A 13,471-nucleotide genomic window follows, 5' to 3' on the forward strand; every position below is an offset into this window, starting at 1 on the left:
CGGCTACCCCGCCTGCCCCGACCACACGGTAAAGGCGGCGCTGTTCCAGTTGCTCGATGTACCCACCAACACCGGCATGGGCCTCACCGAATCCATGGCCATGACGCCGGCCGCCGCAGTCAGCGGTTTCTACTTCGCCCACCCGGAAAGCCACTACTTCGCCATCAGCAAGATCGGCAAAGATCAGCTTGCGGACTGGGCAGGGCGCACCGGGCTGGCGGAAGAAGCGGCGGCGCGCTGGTTGGCACCGCTGTTGTAAATCGCGCCGGGCGTTGCGATGAAGGCTGCCCGCTCGACGGGCAGCCGTATACCCTGTCAGCTTGAGGTGTAGCCGGCTTCCCGCTGATGACGAACTGCGAGTACCAGGACCACGTCGCGGACTTCGTCGTAGTCGTACAGTGCCAGGTAGCCCGTGCGTCCGCGCGAAACGACCAGTTCGCGCATGTCCTGCTCCGCGGGGCGCCCGATCAGCGGATGGTTTTCGAGCATCTGCAAGGCTTCGGCAATCAAGTCGACCGTCAGCAGAGCAAGGGCCGGCTCGGTTTCGAGCAGAAAGTCGGTAAGCCGCTCGAGATCCTCGAGTGCCCGCCGGGTGTAAATCAATCGCGCCAAGGCTTGGCCTTCGGCTTGGAAACGGCCTCCCCGCTTGCGCGCGCCCGAATGTAGGCATGGACCTCGGCTGCGGCATAGCCCTCCCCGGATTCGAGCGTTTCATCCCTCGATGCAAGTGCATCGGCAACGAAGGCCACCCGCTTTTCCGCGGCGACCGCCGCTGCGCGGATGGCCTCGACCATGAACGCATGGGGGCTGACGCCTTGCAGCTTTGCCGCCGCCATTGCGAGCTGCTTCACGTGCTCAGGGAGCTTCAACGAGGTTGTCGTCATGTGCGTACTCCATACCAGGTGATACCAAAGTAGCACCCGAAGGCCATGCAGGCAACGGACACCCGGCGCCGTGCAGGTCTGCGCATCAGAGTTGGTCCAGCGGACTTGTTACGCCCCGACCACCCTTGTTCAGCACATGGGTGTAGATCATCGTCGTCGACACATCGGCGTGGCCGAGCAGTTCCTGCACGGTGCGGATGTCGTAGCCGCCTTCGAGCAGGTGGGTGGCGAACGAGTGGCGCAGCGTGTGCACCGTAACATGGCGGGCGATGCCGGCTCTCTTCACCGCATTGCGCAGCGCCCGCTGCAGGCGCTCTTCGTACAGGTGATGCCGCCTGCGCACGCCCGAACGGGGATCGACCGAGAGCGTCGGCGATGGCCACACCCAGAACCATGGCCAGGACTCCGCTGCACGCGGGTATTTGCGCGCGAGGGACTCGGACATCTCCACTCCGGGAATCTTGTCCGCGCGGTCCTGCGCCCATAACAGGTGCGCTCTGTGCAGCTGTTCGCGCAAGGCGCTACCGCATCGGTCGGGCAACATCACCACGCGGTCCTTGTTGCCCTTGCCTTCGCGCACCACGATCAACCGGCGTTGAAAGTCGACATCCTTCACCCGCAGCCGCAGCGCTTCCATCAGGCGCATCCCGGTGCCATAAACCAAGCGCGCCAGATCGGCGATGGGCCCCTCCATGGCATCCAGCAGCGCGCTCACCTCTTCGCGCGACAAGACCGACGGCAGCCGAACGGGCGTCTTGGGGCGCTCGAACTCCGATAGCCAGGGTAGATCGACACCCAGCACGTTGCGATAGAGGAACAGCAGCGCGGCCAGTGCCTGCTTGTGGGTGGAGACCGCAACCTTCCGGTCCGTCGCAAGCCAGCTCAAGAACTGCTCGATCTCGGTCGCACCCATCTCGCGGGGATGCCGCAGGCTGTGGAAGCGGACGAAGGCACGAACCCAATAGACATACTGCTGTTCGGTTCGTAAGCTGTAGTGCTTATACCGAATGCGTTCCCGAACCTGGTCGAGCAGTCGGACCGCTGTCAGCGGTGGAGCAGGCGGCTCGCTCCGAGGTCTGCGGGGTTTGTCGGTTCGGTTATGACTGTTCATAAATACAGTATATTCATGAAACGCCAATGTCATCAATCACTTCGTCCTGCGGGGGCCGACCGGATATACCGCAGGGTTCAGAACGAGTCCGCAGAACTGCGGGCTAAAACACGTTGGGCGCACTAATTGAATGCACCGATGACCAAGAATTGCTGGATATGCGGCGGGATCGCTGATAGTGCGGAGCATCGCCTAAAAAAGAGCGACTTGGTGCGGGCTCACGGGCGAGGCCCCTATGTGGGCTCGTCAGAGCTATTACACTTTCGAGCCGGAAAACAAACGCAAATACAGGGACCGGGCTCGAAAACTGTGAAGTACGCGCCGAACTTGTGCCAATACTGCAATAGTACATATACCCAACCCTTTGATCGTGCATACGATCAGTTTATCGATTGGGCGATGAGTAACGAGGAATTGGTGCTCCGTCGCAGATTCATAGACTTTGAAGAGGTCTTCGGGGACGGATGGGAAACGTTACAGCGTAACCTCTACAAGTACTTTGCTAAATCATTCGGATGTAGATTGGTTGATGCCGGCGTTTCCGTGCCAGAAGATATGGTCGAGCTTCTTGGAAAAGAACGCTTTCGTACCGGGCTCCGTCTGAGCTTCGCGGTCAATGAGGACATCCTCCTAATTCCCCATAAATATCGGCATGGCTTTATTGGAAAGGCCGATCTTTTTAGCTGGGGGCCGCGCGAATCAACCGTTCCACCGGAGTCGTTCACATGGAACGAGCATGTTTCTTGGCTAACGGCATGTTATTGGTACAACCGCGCCGTCGACGGAGTATATGGTTCTGAATGGGTGGCAGACGCCAAAGTTGTTTATTTCGGCAGCTTCGCTCCCCTCGACGAAAATTCCAGAGCTGAATTTATTGAGAAGACCAAGAGTCTCGATGAGTCGAAAGGACAAGAATAGGCCCAACCAATGCTTGCAGCGGACGGTCAACGGCTACGCCGTTGCCGCCCGCTGAAGGCCGTCGTTAGACATCGCATGCCGTTCGCACTCTTCATCAGCTCTACATTTGCCGATCTTGAACGGCATCGCGCGCTAGTTCGTGAAGCGATTTCGCGCCTAGAGCATCAGTCGAAGGCTATGGAATTGTTCGGAGCGCTCCCGGAAACGCCAAAAGAGGAGTGCCTTCGTCTAGTCCGGTCCGCCAATACCTATGTCGGCATTTTTGGCATGCGCTATGGAAGTATCGACCCAATCACGGGTAAGTCGCTTACTCAGCTTGAATACGAAGAGGCGATTGCATTGCGGCTGCCTTGTCTCATCTACGTAATCGACGAGAATTCCCATGCGGTCTTGCCGAAGCATGTAGAGACAGGCGCACCAGCAGAACAATTAGTTCAATTGAAAGCCACTCTGAAGAAATCACACGTCGTCCAATTCTTCTCGTCGCCCGAGGACTTGGCGAGCAAGGTCACTCAAGATGTCGTTCGCCTCGCGGGCGCAATCTCAAAGGCGCCGACGGCACAGGTGCTGTCGCAGATCGCGAGCAATGCAGTTCTTCGTCATCCCCTCACTGCGCTGAGGTTCGATTTCTTGAGTAAAAAGACCGCGCACTTGTTCAACCATGACGTTCCCGATTCGGTGTTACGCGAAGCTTTGGAACTCGTGATCGCCGGGGATAACATGGCTGCGGCATTTGTTCTTAGTCGCGGCACGCCCATGCCGCTTGATGACGCTGTGGACGGTCTCATGGGTGTTGAAAAGGTGCTCATCGAGATAATGGAGAAATACAGAGCATCGTCCTCGGAGAAAAGCGATGTCTAACCCTGCGGTCCACACGGACCTTGCGCGAAAAGCCGCGCAAGGCCGGTGACCTCCACGTTAGAGCGCACAACCATGCGGTCCGCCAATACCACACACGCTGCCCCGAAGGAGTTGGACCAACTTCAAGAGCTTGCTCGAATCGCCACACGAAAAGCGCTCGAGGAATACGAACAGATCCCAAAGGAATGGGAGGCAAATCTCACACTTGGAACGTTTTTCGATGGTGAGGACAGAATCTTTGAGTTGTACGTGGCCACAGACAAGCCAAAGGATGCAATCGTAATCAGTTCAGCGCGTGTGAATCGCAAGAGCCGTTCGGTTCAAGTCACCATCACCAACCTAAAGAAGAGGGAGACTCCTTGACTCTCGCGCTCAAAGTCATCGCTTGTTATCCGTCAGCTTTCCTTGCACGCACCGCCCGTTCTCGTCCATCTGGTGGGCGTTTCGAGGCAGTGCGCTCTAACCCGCCGCTCGAGGGGACCGCCGAGAAGCTGCGCTTCTCGGTCCCCTCCGCCCTTCGGGCTCCGGCGGCCCCTCAGCTAGCACGTTATGCGTCATAGAGAAAACCATGCCCACTGATTTGCGTGGTATCGAATTTGATTGGTTTGCCTCCGATAGCGAGGGCAACCTCGCTTTATTTGCCACTGCTGGCGAAGGGTTTTTCCCAGAGGCAGTTTCAAGCAATCATGTTCAGCACGCTGCAATTTCCGAGGCCATACCTACCCCCAATCTCGGCACGCCAAACGTCTGGCAAGACTACGCAGCTCTTGGCCTATTTGTTTTCGATTGGCTCCTCCCAGGAGGACCCTACAAAAAAGTGGCATCACCGCAAAAGGTTGCAAACCACCCGCTAATGGCAAGCGTTCTCACCATTTCTGATCTTCCACAATTTGCTGCCTCGTTCCACAACACGGCCACGGTAGAGTCATGGCCCTGACGCATAACACTGCGGTCAAGGCCGCTCCCTCCGGTCGCTGGACGCTGCGCGATAAAGCTTCGCGCAGCGCCCCTTACCTACAACGTTAGACCTATGAGCCAAATAGCTGAGCACTCGCGGTTTTGGGATGGTTCGGAGCCTGGCTGGGTGGTCATCCAACACAGTGAGGATCATTTCGTTGTGTCTGTCGCTTTTGGGGAGGGCGGAGCACAAAGCAAAGACATACAGGCGCTTCGTATCGTCTCCACAGATTGGGCACAAAGGCCAGCAGCCCAAGCCTTGTCCCAGTTGAAAGGCAAGAGCGAGGTTGTGCTTGGGTCATTTGAATCATCAGCAGCTCGCAAGCTGGTGGAGCACTGTCAGTCATTGCAGCTATCCGCCGCAGCAGATCCTCAAAGAGTTACCAGCCTCTCCCTCTTCAATGAGATTACAAAAACGTTCGCACTCATTGAGGACGAGCAGCTCTCAGTGACTCTCGCCAAGGAAGCAATCTCACATGGCATTCCGGTTCGCCATTCAACGGTCTAACCCTACAGTCAAGCGGACCGCCACAAGCTGCGCTTGTGGTTCCCTCCGCGCTTCGCGCTCCGGCGTCCGCTTACTTCCACGTTAGAGCCTTTGTCCGTTACAGCGATCCACAATGATTTCCAGGTTGAGCGATTGAAAAACCATGCCAAATTGAATATGAAATCGAATTGTTGCTTTGTTTTTCCGCTGAGTTTCAGCGCCACTTTGTAAATTACTTTATTGAGGTTAATCATGTTAGAAGCCCTATGGTCAGTTGAATTCAAATCAAGTTTTGGTCTCGGTGGCTGCGGCGTTGCTGTGTTTGAAACTGGCCGCGTTTTTGGCGGTGATAGCACCATGATTTACGTTGGGAGTTTCAAAGTTGAAAACGGTGTCATTTACTCCGACATAAAAGTCAAGAAATACGCCAATGTTGCTGGCATGGTTTCGGTGGTCGGCATTAACGACTTCACTCTCAGAATTACCGGCACGCCTGCACAAAACGAAATGCTCTTGTCTGGGTATGTGGTCGAAGACCCTTCGCGCAAAATCACAATCAAAGCTGTTCGCCGCGCCGAGCTTCCGTAGTTTTCGCGGCTCTAACATGGCGCTCAACCTCGTTCGCTTCGCTCACTGGACGCTGCGCGATAAAGCCGCGCAGCGCCGGTTAGCTCTACGTTAGGCAACTCATGATCGGCCACGAAGCGCAGCAATTTAAGCACTGGCTTGAAGAAGATGGCTTGCTCGGGAAACTCCATCCTTACTCCCACGCATATGAAGCTCTGCCAGTGGATCAGTACATCATCGACCGCCACAACGCCGAGGTTAGGGAGGCTAAAGCTGTCTGGTACTCAGAGGTGGGAGATTGGTCAGTTGACGATTGGATCATTGGCTCGATGGGAAATGGCGATTACTACCTCATCTCGAAAACCGGTTCCTATACAGGGGTCTGGCAATACCATCATGAGCTGCGAGAGAAGGCGCTTTTGGCCCCGTCGCTTCGTGATTTTTATGAGTTCTGTATCTCTATTGAACGAGAGGCGGGCAATCTGTGAAAGCAACGTTATCGCCTAACCACTCCGTCGAGAGGAACCGCCCACAAGCTGCGCTTGTGGGTTCCCTTCGCGGCTTCGCCGCTTCGGCGGCCCCTCACGTCAAACGTTAGGCCTTGTTTATGCGCGCCACGGCTTATGACTTCGCTATTGCAATCGAACAGGAAATTGCGGCGTTAAGTCGGGAGCAGCGATGTCTTCGCACGGGTAGAGCAAAAAGACTTTTAGAAGAGTTGTACCCTCTCAGCCGCTTTGCCCTTCGATGCACCAATCCTGGCACTATTGTCGAAGTAGAAGCCTATGAGGATAACGGCCCCGTTGATGGCGCCATATATAGGCTTGGCGACCACGAATCCAAACTTTCGATAGAAATAACCTTCGTCTACTCCTACGAAGACTCGCTTCGCGATGAGCTACTTTGGACAACCGGCTCAACACCTGGATCGGGCCCGATTCATCGAGACAAAAAAACCGGGAAAATTATCGCAAGCCTTGCGCCTGATCCTGAGAGCATAAAGCGCCTAGCAACTTCCATCGTTGCACTATTCAAAAAGAAGACATCAAAAGGCTATCCCAAAGGCACATTGCTGCTGATAGCCTTCGAAGATCCAACCTTCTTCGGCTTTGGCATCTGGAAGGAACTGTTTTCTGCAATAGAGTTGCTGGGTGGCTTAAATGGCGAGTTTGGAGAAGTTTATATAATCAATTGTGGTTCTGATGAATGCCAATTTGTGACCTATTGACCTCACAACAAATGCCTCATGGTGAGAATTCAACCACTGGTGCATCTGCCACCAGCCTAACCGGTTGGTCAAGCCGACGCCAACAGCTACGCTGTTGGTGCCCTCCGCTTCGCTCCGGCGCGGCTTACCGCGAGCGTTAGCCCTTTATGTCTTTGCTCACACTTCGCAGCGGCGACAGTTTCTTCGAAATGGGTGTTGCCATTGAGGAAGGTCCGTCTCTTCCCGCTCAAGGGGATGCTTACGTCACGATCAAAGTTCAATCCAAAGGATTTGCGGGGCACAACGATCTTTGGGTTCAATCGGAAGCAATGCATGCGTTTTGTTCCGCGTTGATCACTCTCGAAAGAAATCTCAAGGGAGAGGCGGCCCTCGAAGCAATATCGCCTGGAGAGCTAAGCCTGAAGGTGTGTTCTGCAAATTCAAGGGGTGGTGTCGGCATCGTCGGAACAATCGGCTACCACGTACAAAATGAAAGCACCGAGTACTTGCACGCAGTGTCGTTTGGGTTTGAGTTCGAGTCTTCCCAGCTTTCGGCAGCAGTTAAACTTCCTTGGGTCAAGCGATATGCAGGCTAACCATTCCTATATGGCCTCCCCCATGAATCAAGAAAGATCGTGTTTTTGACTTTCCGGGATGAATCACCTGCAGTCGTATATCCGGCATCTGTGGTGGGTTCTGAACGACCCATGCCGACATGGAATCTGCCCGCGAAGCGCCAATCGGTACAAGCGGCTGCTGGAGAGCCGGCTGGGTTATCGGCGTTCTGTCGCGGGGGCGTGATGACCCGGTTTGCCATGATGAGCGATCAGTCTCGGCGCAAGGGTGAGGAGTAAGGGTGAATCGATCAGGCGGCGATGGCGAAGGCGGTGCGTTGGAGCTTCTTGTCCGGACGAGGCTGCGGATTGCCGTAGGCGGCGTGGTCGCGCAGGACCGCATAGCAGATGCGGGCAAGCTTGTTGGCCAGCGCGCAGGCGGCCTTGTTGTGATTGGTGCGGCGCTGCACCTCGGTGGCCCAGGTGCGCAGGCCGCCCAGCGGGCGGCTGGCGTCTCGGGCCGGCGCCGCGGCCCGGATAAGTCAACCGTAGGCATCGCCGGATTCGTTGCTGAATTCTCTGGAAAGCCCCTGATCTATTCAAATCAATAGGATTCTCTTTTGGACATCCCGCGAATATTCAACATCACGGAAAGCGAGCACCGCATCCACAACCCGTTCACACCCGATAAATTTGCGACCCTCGGTGATGCCTTGCGTTTGAAGCCGGGGGCGCGGGTGCTGGATCTTGGGAGTGGCTCAGGCGAGATGCTTTGCACCTGGGCGCGCGACCACGGCATTGTCGGTACCGGCGTCGACATGAGTCCGTTGTTCACCGCCCAGGCGAAACGGCGGGCCGAAGAGCTCGGTGTTGCCCATCGGGTCGAGTTCATTCATGGCGATGCGGCAGGCTACGTCTCTGACGAAAAAGCCGATGTGGCGGCTTGTGTCGGGGCTACCTGGATTGGTGGTGGTGTTGCCGGCACCATCGAACTCCTGGCGCGCAGCCTCAGCGCTGGCGGCGTCACCCTGATCGGCGAGCCTTATTGGCGGCAATTGCCGCCGACAGAGGAGATTGCCAAAGGTTGTCTCGCTAATTCGATTTCCGACTTTCTTGGGCTACCTGCGCTCATCGCGTCTTTCGGTGATTTGGGCTACGACGTCGTAGAGATGGTGCTGGCCAATCAGGATGGATGGGACAGGTACGAGGCGGCGAAATGGCTCACCATGCGTCGATGGCTGGAAGCAAACCCGGACGATGAGTTGGCGGAGGAGGTTCGGTCCAAGCTCTCCTCCGAGCCTGAGCGCCATGCGGCCTATACGCGGGAATATCTAGGTTGGGGCGTATTCGCGCTCATGCCGCGCCTCCATCTCTAGCAGGATTGTGCGGGCGGCGCTCGCCATGGCCGCATGTGGCGATGCTGCTTGTTGCGCCAGGGTTTCAACTCATCAGCATCGGGCGACTGTTGCTGGCGGAGGCCTTGCGGCATGCGTGGCGGGCGGAGGTGACGGTGGGCTCGTCGTTGGTGCGCTGCCGGCCTATTTGTGCACTGGCTTTGTTTCCGCTGGCAAGGCGACGGACCATGCGGGCCATATCCATTGGCGATGAAGAGGACGCTCTATACTCCGGCACTTGTCGCCGGGGCGATGGCTTGAGGGAGGCGCATTGCGCTATCAGGGCAGGATCACCAACTGGAATGACGACAAGGGCTTCGGTTTCATCACGCCGAATGGCGGTGGCGACCGGGTGTTCCTGCATATCAGCGCCTTCTCGGCGCGGGAGCGCAGGCCGGGGGGCGAAGAGCTGGTGACATACGAGCTTGCGCAGGATGGCAAAGGGCGGGCGCAGGCGAGGAGCGTGGCCTATGTCGGGGAACGGGTGCCGCGGCCGGCAGCGACAGGGCGCAGCCGCGCGCCCTTGGTCTTCGCGCTGTTCTTCCTGATTGCACTGGGTGCGCTGGTCGCTCTCGGCCGCTTGCCCTTGCTGGTGCCGGCTGCCTACCTGGGCCTGAGCGTATTGGCTTTTCTCGCCTATGCGGCGGACAAGTCTGCCGCGCAGCGCAATGCCTGGCGGACGAAGGAGAGTTCGCTGCACCTCCTGGAGCTGTTGGGCGGTTGGCCTGGGGCGCTGGTGGCGCAACGGACATTCCGGCACAAGACGGCCAAAGCTTCGTTCCAGTTTGTTTTCTGGCTGATGGTGGGGCTGAACTGCGTGGCGTTGGGCTGGTTGCTGTCGCCGGCTGGGGCAGGCGCGCTGCAGTCGCTCCGGGCTTTATCCCTGAGTTTGGGGCTGCGGGCTTGATGGTGCTGGAGGGGAAGGTGATGTTGAAGCCGGTGGTGCAGGAAGAAGTGTCGGGCTGCGGGATTGCCTCGGTGGCCAACATCCTGGGCAAGTCGTATGCCGAGGTGAAGGCGATGGCCAACGCAATGGGCATTCATGCGGAGGATAGGGCGTTGTGGTCGGACACCACTTACGTGAGGCGCCTGCTCGCCGCGGCAGGTGTGGACGTGGCCGCCGGCGAGACGCCCTTTGCGTCCTGGGAGGGCCTGCCGGAGCTGGCGCTGCTGTCGATCAAGCATCATCGGGAAGCGGGGCGGGATTTCTGGCACTGGGTGGTGTTCACCCGGCGGGAGGGCGAGCCGCTGGTGCTGGATTCCGCGGCCTATCTTTCCGCCAACATCCGCCGCGACTTCGCCGAGATGCAGCCCAAGTGGTTCATCGAGGTGAAGCCTGCCTAGTCTTTCCGAGGCGCTGGCGGCCGATTTCCAGGCGCGGCGATGGGCCCGCATGCGGCGCTCCGTGCTCCAGTTCCGCGACGCGCCCCCCTTTTCCTTTGCATGATCGCGCGCAGTGTGCCCCCTGGCCCCGCACGCGGCGATTTATCGCTTTCGGACTAGGCCTTCCGGTGAGCACCTGATTGGTGCGCGGCTGTCCGGCTCATGCACATCACCGGCCAGGCCGCGCCGGGGTTTGCGTTCGGATTCGCCGCTTCCTGCGGGTTATTGCTGGGCGTATTCCTTGCTTCGCCCGGACAAACTCCAACGATACGACGCGGCGACCGAAAGCCATGGAACTTCTGCTCAAGTACGAAGGCCATTACCCCCCCACCGCCTGGGAGCGCTTGGGGGCGGTTCGTCTCGGCAACAAGCTTTGGCGTTTCGATGGTGTGGAGCACCAGGGGCTGGCGGCGCTGCTGGCCGAACTGGAGCAGGTGACCGACAGCAAGACGCTGGCCGAGACGCTGGCGGTGCCGCTGGGAGCGCTGGGAGATGGCCGGGCGAGCAGCTCGGTCGACCTGCTGGATGCCGCCATGCCCTTCGGCACCCTGCTCACCCGCCAGCGTTTTCCCTGGGCGCTGGAGCAGCTGGACCGCCGCGTCGAAATCCATTTCCAGCCCATCATCGAGATTGGCGGCCAGGGCCAGATCTACGCCCATGAAGCGCTGTGCCGGCTGTCGCCGCCCGGCGGCGAGGTCCTCAGCGGCAGCGATGCCTTCAGCCTGGCGGCCCGGCTGGGGCGGCAGGACGACCTCGACCTCGCCGCCCAGTACAAGGCGCTGTCGCTGAAGGCCGAGCGCATTCCCGCGGGCATGCCGATGTTCCTCAACGTGATGCCCTCCACCCTGCTGTACGAGGACTGGCTGCCGCAGTTGCTGAACTGGATGCGCGAACTGGGCGTGGACCGCCGCGATCTGGTGATCGAGGTGGTGGAGAGCGAACGCATAGACGCGGCGCAGCTGGCCGAGCGCTGCGATGCGCTGCGCGCCCAGGGCTTGCGCATCGCGCTGGACGACATGGGCGCCGGCTTCAACGGCCTTGCCACGCTGGCGATGGTACGGGCGGAGTTCATCAAGATAGACCGCAGCCTGGTGCACGAAGCGCAGGGCAGCCGGGTGCGCTCGGTGCTGCTGGAGGCCATCGTCTCCATGGCCGAGCGCCTGGGGGCCACCGTGATTGCCGAGGGCCTGGAGCGGCCGGAGGATCTCGCCTTCTGCCAGGGCCTGGGCATCCGCTACGCGCAGGGCTTCCTGTTCGCCATGCCGGAGCCGATGCCGCGGCTGGGCCGGCTGTCGCTGCCGGAAACCGACGACGCCTGGCGCACCCAGCCGCAGGATCGCTTCCGCCTCACCGACGTGGTCGACCCCGGCATCACCTTCGAGCTCAACACGCCGATAGAGGCGGTGCGCGAGCAGTTCCGCCAGATTCCCCACCTGCCCTGGGCGGTGGTGGTGGACGACGCCAACCCGGTGGCCATCGTGCAGCGCGGCCGGGCGATGACCAGCAGCACCCGCAGCCTGGCGGCCGCCTGCCAACCGCTGCGCCGCACGCTACCGCACAACACCACGCTGGCCGGGCTGGCGCGCTCGCTCTACGTGGATCGCGGCGACAGCGAACCGTGGACGGTGATCGGCCCGGACGGCCACTACCTCGGCATCATCGAGCCGATGACGCTGGTGGCCCACATCCTCACCCGCCAGGAATACGGCGCCAACCTGCATCCGCTGTCGCAGTTGCCCACCGGGCCGGCCCTGCGCCAGGCCATCGAAGCCCGCCTGGGCGAGCGGCGCGGCGCGCTGGGCCTGGTCTATATCGACCTCGACCACTTCAAGGCCTTCAACGACCGCTACGGCTTCATCCGCGGCGACGCGATGATCCGCACGCTGGCGGAGATCCTGCGCCACGTCTTCATCGGCCGGCCGGACCGCCTGCTCGGCCACATCGGCGGCGACGACTTCATCCTCATCCTCGACGGCGAGGAGCCCAACCTGCTGGAGCAACTGCAGCGCGTCACCGCCCAGTTCCACGCCCTGGCCTCGCACCTGTACGACGCCGCCGACCTGGATCGCGGCTACTTCGCCACCGAGGACGACGCCCACCACCCCATCGCCAGCATCTCGGTGGCTTGCGTGAATGGTTCCACCGGCGCCCTGCGCGACAGCGTTGCCGCCGCCGAACGCGCCGCCTACCTGAAGAAGCTGGGCAAGGCGGAGTGGGGCAGCGTGGTGGTGGTGGAGGGCAGCCCGCCGACGGTGCACAGCCACGCCTCCATCCGCGGCCTGGACGACTGGGAAGAGAATGCGCTGGCGACGCTGCAGCACCTGCTGGGCATGCCGCGCAGCCGCGATCCGCATGCGATGGACGCCGCCTTCAAGGCCTATCCCTTCTTCGAGATGCTGTTCGAGCTGGATGCTCACGGCGTGCAGCGCTATCCGAACTGGATCAATCCCAATATGTACGGCCGCATCCGCGCCGGCGGCGCCGGCGCCAGCCGCGCCCAGCAGCCCTACTACAAGGCGGTGTGCGATACCGGCCGGCCCTTCGTGTCGTCCATCTATCTCTCCACCGCCTCGGAGGATTTCTGCCTGACTATCGCGGTGCCCATCACCGACGAGGCGGGTGTGCTGAGCGGCGTGCTGGTGGGCGACCTCAACCTGTCGTCGATGGCGGGCTTGCTGGATCGCCGGGCGGAGTGAGCTGAAGGCGGCCGCAGGTTGCGGCCCGGGCATGAAAAAGCCGGCGGACGCCTATCGCGTCGCCGGCTTTTTCATGTTCCTGCCTGCCCGCTGGGCTTGGCGCGCGGCAAGTGCCTTCGCCAGCGCAAGCCGCGGCCATCACATCACAGCACCGCTTCGAACAGCTCCAGCTGCGGCGGGCCGACGTAGATTTCGCGCGGGCTCTTGCCTGCATTGGCGTGGGCCTTCATGAAGGCTTCCGAGCGGGTCCAGTCGGAGAAGGCGGCTTCCGAGGCCCATTCGGTGTGGGAGGCGAACAGCGTGTATTCCTCGGTTTCCGGGCCGCGCATCAGGTTGAAGCGGACGAAACCCGGCACCTCGTCGAGATAGCTCTCGCGCTGGCGCCAGTGGGCGATGAAGGTTTCCTCGTGGCCGCGGGCGATCTTGAAGCGATTCATGGCGATGAACATCGG

17 protein-coding genes and 1 pseudogene are annotated in these 13,471 nt (G+C 60.0%); 13 read left to right on the top strand and 5 right to left on the bottom strand.

Annotated elements, in window-relative coordinates:
• A partial coding sequence (locus GRF61_RS12190) for a vitamin B12 dependent-methionine synthase activation domain-containing protein (protein WP_169150927.1) occupies positions 1-259 on the top strand: 259 nt, incomplete at its 5' end.
• Between the two features lie 56 nt (positions 260-315).
• Here GRF61_RS12190 and GRF61_RS12195 read toward each other — a convergent pair.
• The 3 genes from GRF61_RS12195 to GRF61_RS12205 form a co-directional block, all read right to left on the bottom strand.
• Positions 316-612, bottom strand: coding sequence for a type II toxin-antitoxin system RelE/ParE family toxin (locus tag GRF61_RS12195; protein WP_169150928.1), 297 nt, complete (start codon positions 610-612; stop codon positions 316-318).
• The gene (locus GRF61_RS12200; RefSeq protein ID WP_169150929.1) at positions 600-884 is read right to left on the bottom strand and encodes a hypothetical protein; all 285 of its coding nucleotides are present in this window, start codon (positions 882-884) and stop codon (positions 600-602) included. Before GRF61_RS12200 ends, GRF61_RS12195 begins: the two co-directional genes overlap by 13 nt.
• Before the next feature lie 85 nt (positions 885-969).
• Positions 970-1,995 (bottom strand): integron integrase, encoded by a 1,026-nt coding sequence (locus GRF61_RS12205; RefSeq protein WP_169150930.1) that lies wholly within the window; start codon positions 1,993-1,995, stop codon positions 970-972.
• A 399-nt stretch (positions 1,996-2,394) separates the two neighbouring features.
• Between GRF61_RS12205 and GRF61_RS12210 the strand changes: the two genes are divergently transcribed.
• From GRF61_RS12210 to GRF61_RS12245, 8 genes are all read left to right on the top strand, one after another.
• The gene (locus GRF61_RS12210; RefSeq protein ID WP_169150931.1) at positions 2,395-2,913 is read left to right on the top strand and encodes a hypothetical protein; all 519 of its coding nucleotides are present in this window, start codon (positions 2,395-2,397) and stop codon (positions 2,911-2,913) included.
• Positions 2,914-2,988: 75 nt separating this feature from the next.
• Positions 2,989-3,774, top strand: coding sequence for a DUF4062 domain-containing protein (locus GRF61_RS12215; RefSeq protein ID WP_169150932.1), 786 nt, complete (start codon positions 2,989-2,991; stop codon positions 3,772-3,774).
• Between the two features lie 568 nt (positions 3,775-4,342).
• Positions 4,343-4,711: a hypothetical protein gene (locus tag GRF61_RS12220; protein ID WP_169150933.1), complete on the top strand. Its 369-nt coding sequence runs from the start codon at positions 4,343-4,345 to the stop codon at positions 4,709-4,711.
• Positions 4,712-4,858: 147 nt separating this feature from the next.
• Positions 4,859-5,239, top strand: coding sequence for a hypothetical protein (locus tag GRF61_RS12225; protein ID WP_169150934.1), 381 nt, complete (start codon positions 4,859-4,861; stop codon positions 5,237-5,239).
• A 231-nt stretch (positions 5,240-5,470) separates the two neighbouring features.
• Positions 5,471-5,806: a GrlR family regulatory protein gene (locus tag GRF61_RS12230; RefSeq protein ID WP_169150935.1), complete on the top strand. Its 336-nt coding sequence runs from the start codon at positions 5,471-5,473 to the stop codon at positions 5,804-5,806.
• 101 nt (positions 5,807-5,907) lie between these two features.
• Complete coding sequence (locus tag GRF61_RS12235; RefSeq protein WP_169150936.1) at positions 5,908-6,273, top strand: SMI1/KNR4 family protein; 366 nt, start codon at positions 5,908-5,910, stop codon at positions 6,271-6,273.
• A 119-nt stretch (positions 6,274-6,392) separates the two neighbouring features.
• Complete coding sequence (locus tag GRF61_RS12240) at positions 6,393-7,013, top strand: hypothetical protein (RefSeq protein ID WP_169150937.1); 621 nt, start codon at positions 6,393-6,395, stop codon at positions 7,011-7,013.
• Between the two features lie 146 nt (positions 7,014-7,159).
• Complete coding sequence (locus GRF61_RS12245; RefSeq protein ID WP_169150938.1) at positions 7,160-7,588, top strand: hypothetical protein; 429 nt, start codon at positions 7,160-7,162, stop codon at positions 7,586-7,588.
• 269 nt (positions 7,589-7,857) lie between these two features.
• On the opposite strand, the pseudogene GRF61_RS12250 reads toward GRF61_RS12245, so the two are convergent.
• Positions 7,858-8,037, bottom strand: a pseudogene (locus GRF61_RS12250) (IS110 family transposase); the annotation flags it as partial.
• A 129-nt stretch (positions 8,038-8,166) separates the two neighbouring features.
• On the opposite strand from GRF61_RS12250, the gene GRF61_RS12255 reads away from it, so the two are divergent.
• The 4 genes from GRF61_RS12255 (at position 8,167) to GRF61_RS12270 (ending at position 13,019) form a co-directional block, all read left to right on the top strand.
• Positions 8,167-8,922, top strand: a complete 756-nt coding sequence (locus GRF61_RS12255; protein WP_169150939.1) for a class I SAM-dependent methyltransferase — start codon at positions 8,167-8,169, stop codon at positions 8,920-8,922.
• Positions 8,923-9,211: 289 nt separating this feature from the next.
• On the top strand, positions 9,212-9,847 hold the full coding sequence (locus GRF61_RS12260; protein WP_169150940.1) for a DUF1294 domain-containing protein: 636 nt from the start codon (positions 9,212-9,214) through the stop codon (positions 9,845-9,847).
• A gap of 17 nt (positions 9,848-9,864) precedes the next feature.
• Positions 9,865-10,284, top strand: a complete 420-nt coding sequence (locus GRF61_RS12265; protein WP_211165917.1) for a hypothetical protein — start codon at positions 9,865-9,867, stop codon at positions 10,282-10,284.
• Between the two features lie 329 nt (positions 10,285-10,613).
• Positions 10,614-13,019, top strand: a complete 2,406-nt coding sequence (locus tag GRF61_RS12270) for an EAL domain-containing protein (RefSeq protein ID WP_169150941.1) — start codon at positions 10,614-10,616, stop codon at positions 13,017-13,019.
• A 143-nt stretch (positions 13,020-13,162) separates the two neighbouring features.
• Here GRF61_RS12270 and GRF61_RS12275 read toward each other — a convergent pair whose 3' ends face one another.
• Complete coding sequence (locus tag GRF61_RS12275) at positions 13,163-13,468, bottom strand: antibiotic biosynthesis monooxygenase (RefSeq protein WP_169150942.1); 306 nt, start codon at positions 13,466-13,468, stop codon at positions 13,163-13,165.
• Positions 13,469-13,471: the final 3 nt, after the last annotated feature.

It is taken from the genome of Azoarcus sp. TTM-91 (assembly GCF_012911025.1).
In the GTDB taxonomy this organism is placed as follows: Bacteria; Pseudomonadota; Gammaproteobacteria; order Burkholderiales; family Rhodocyclaceae; genus Azoarcus.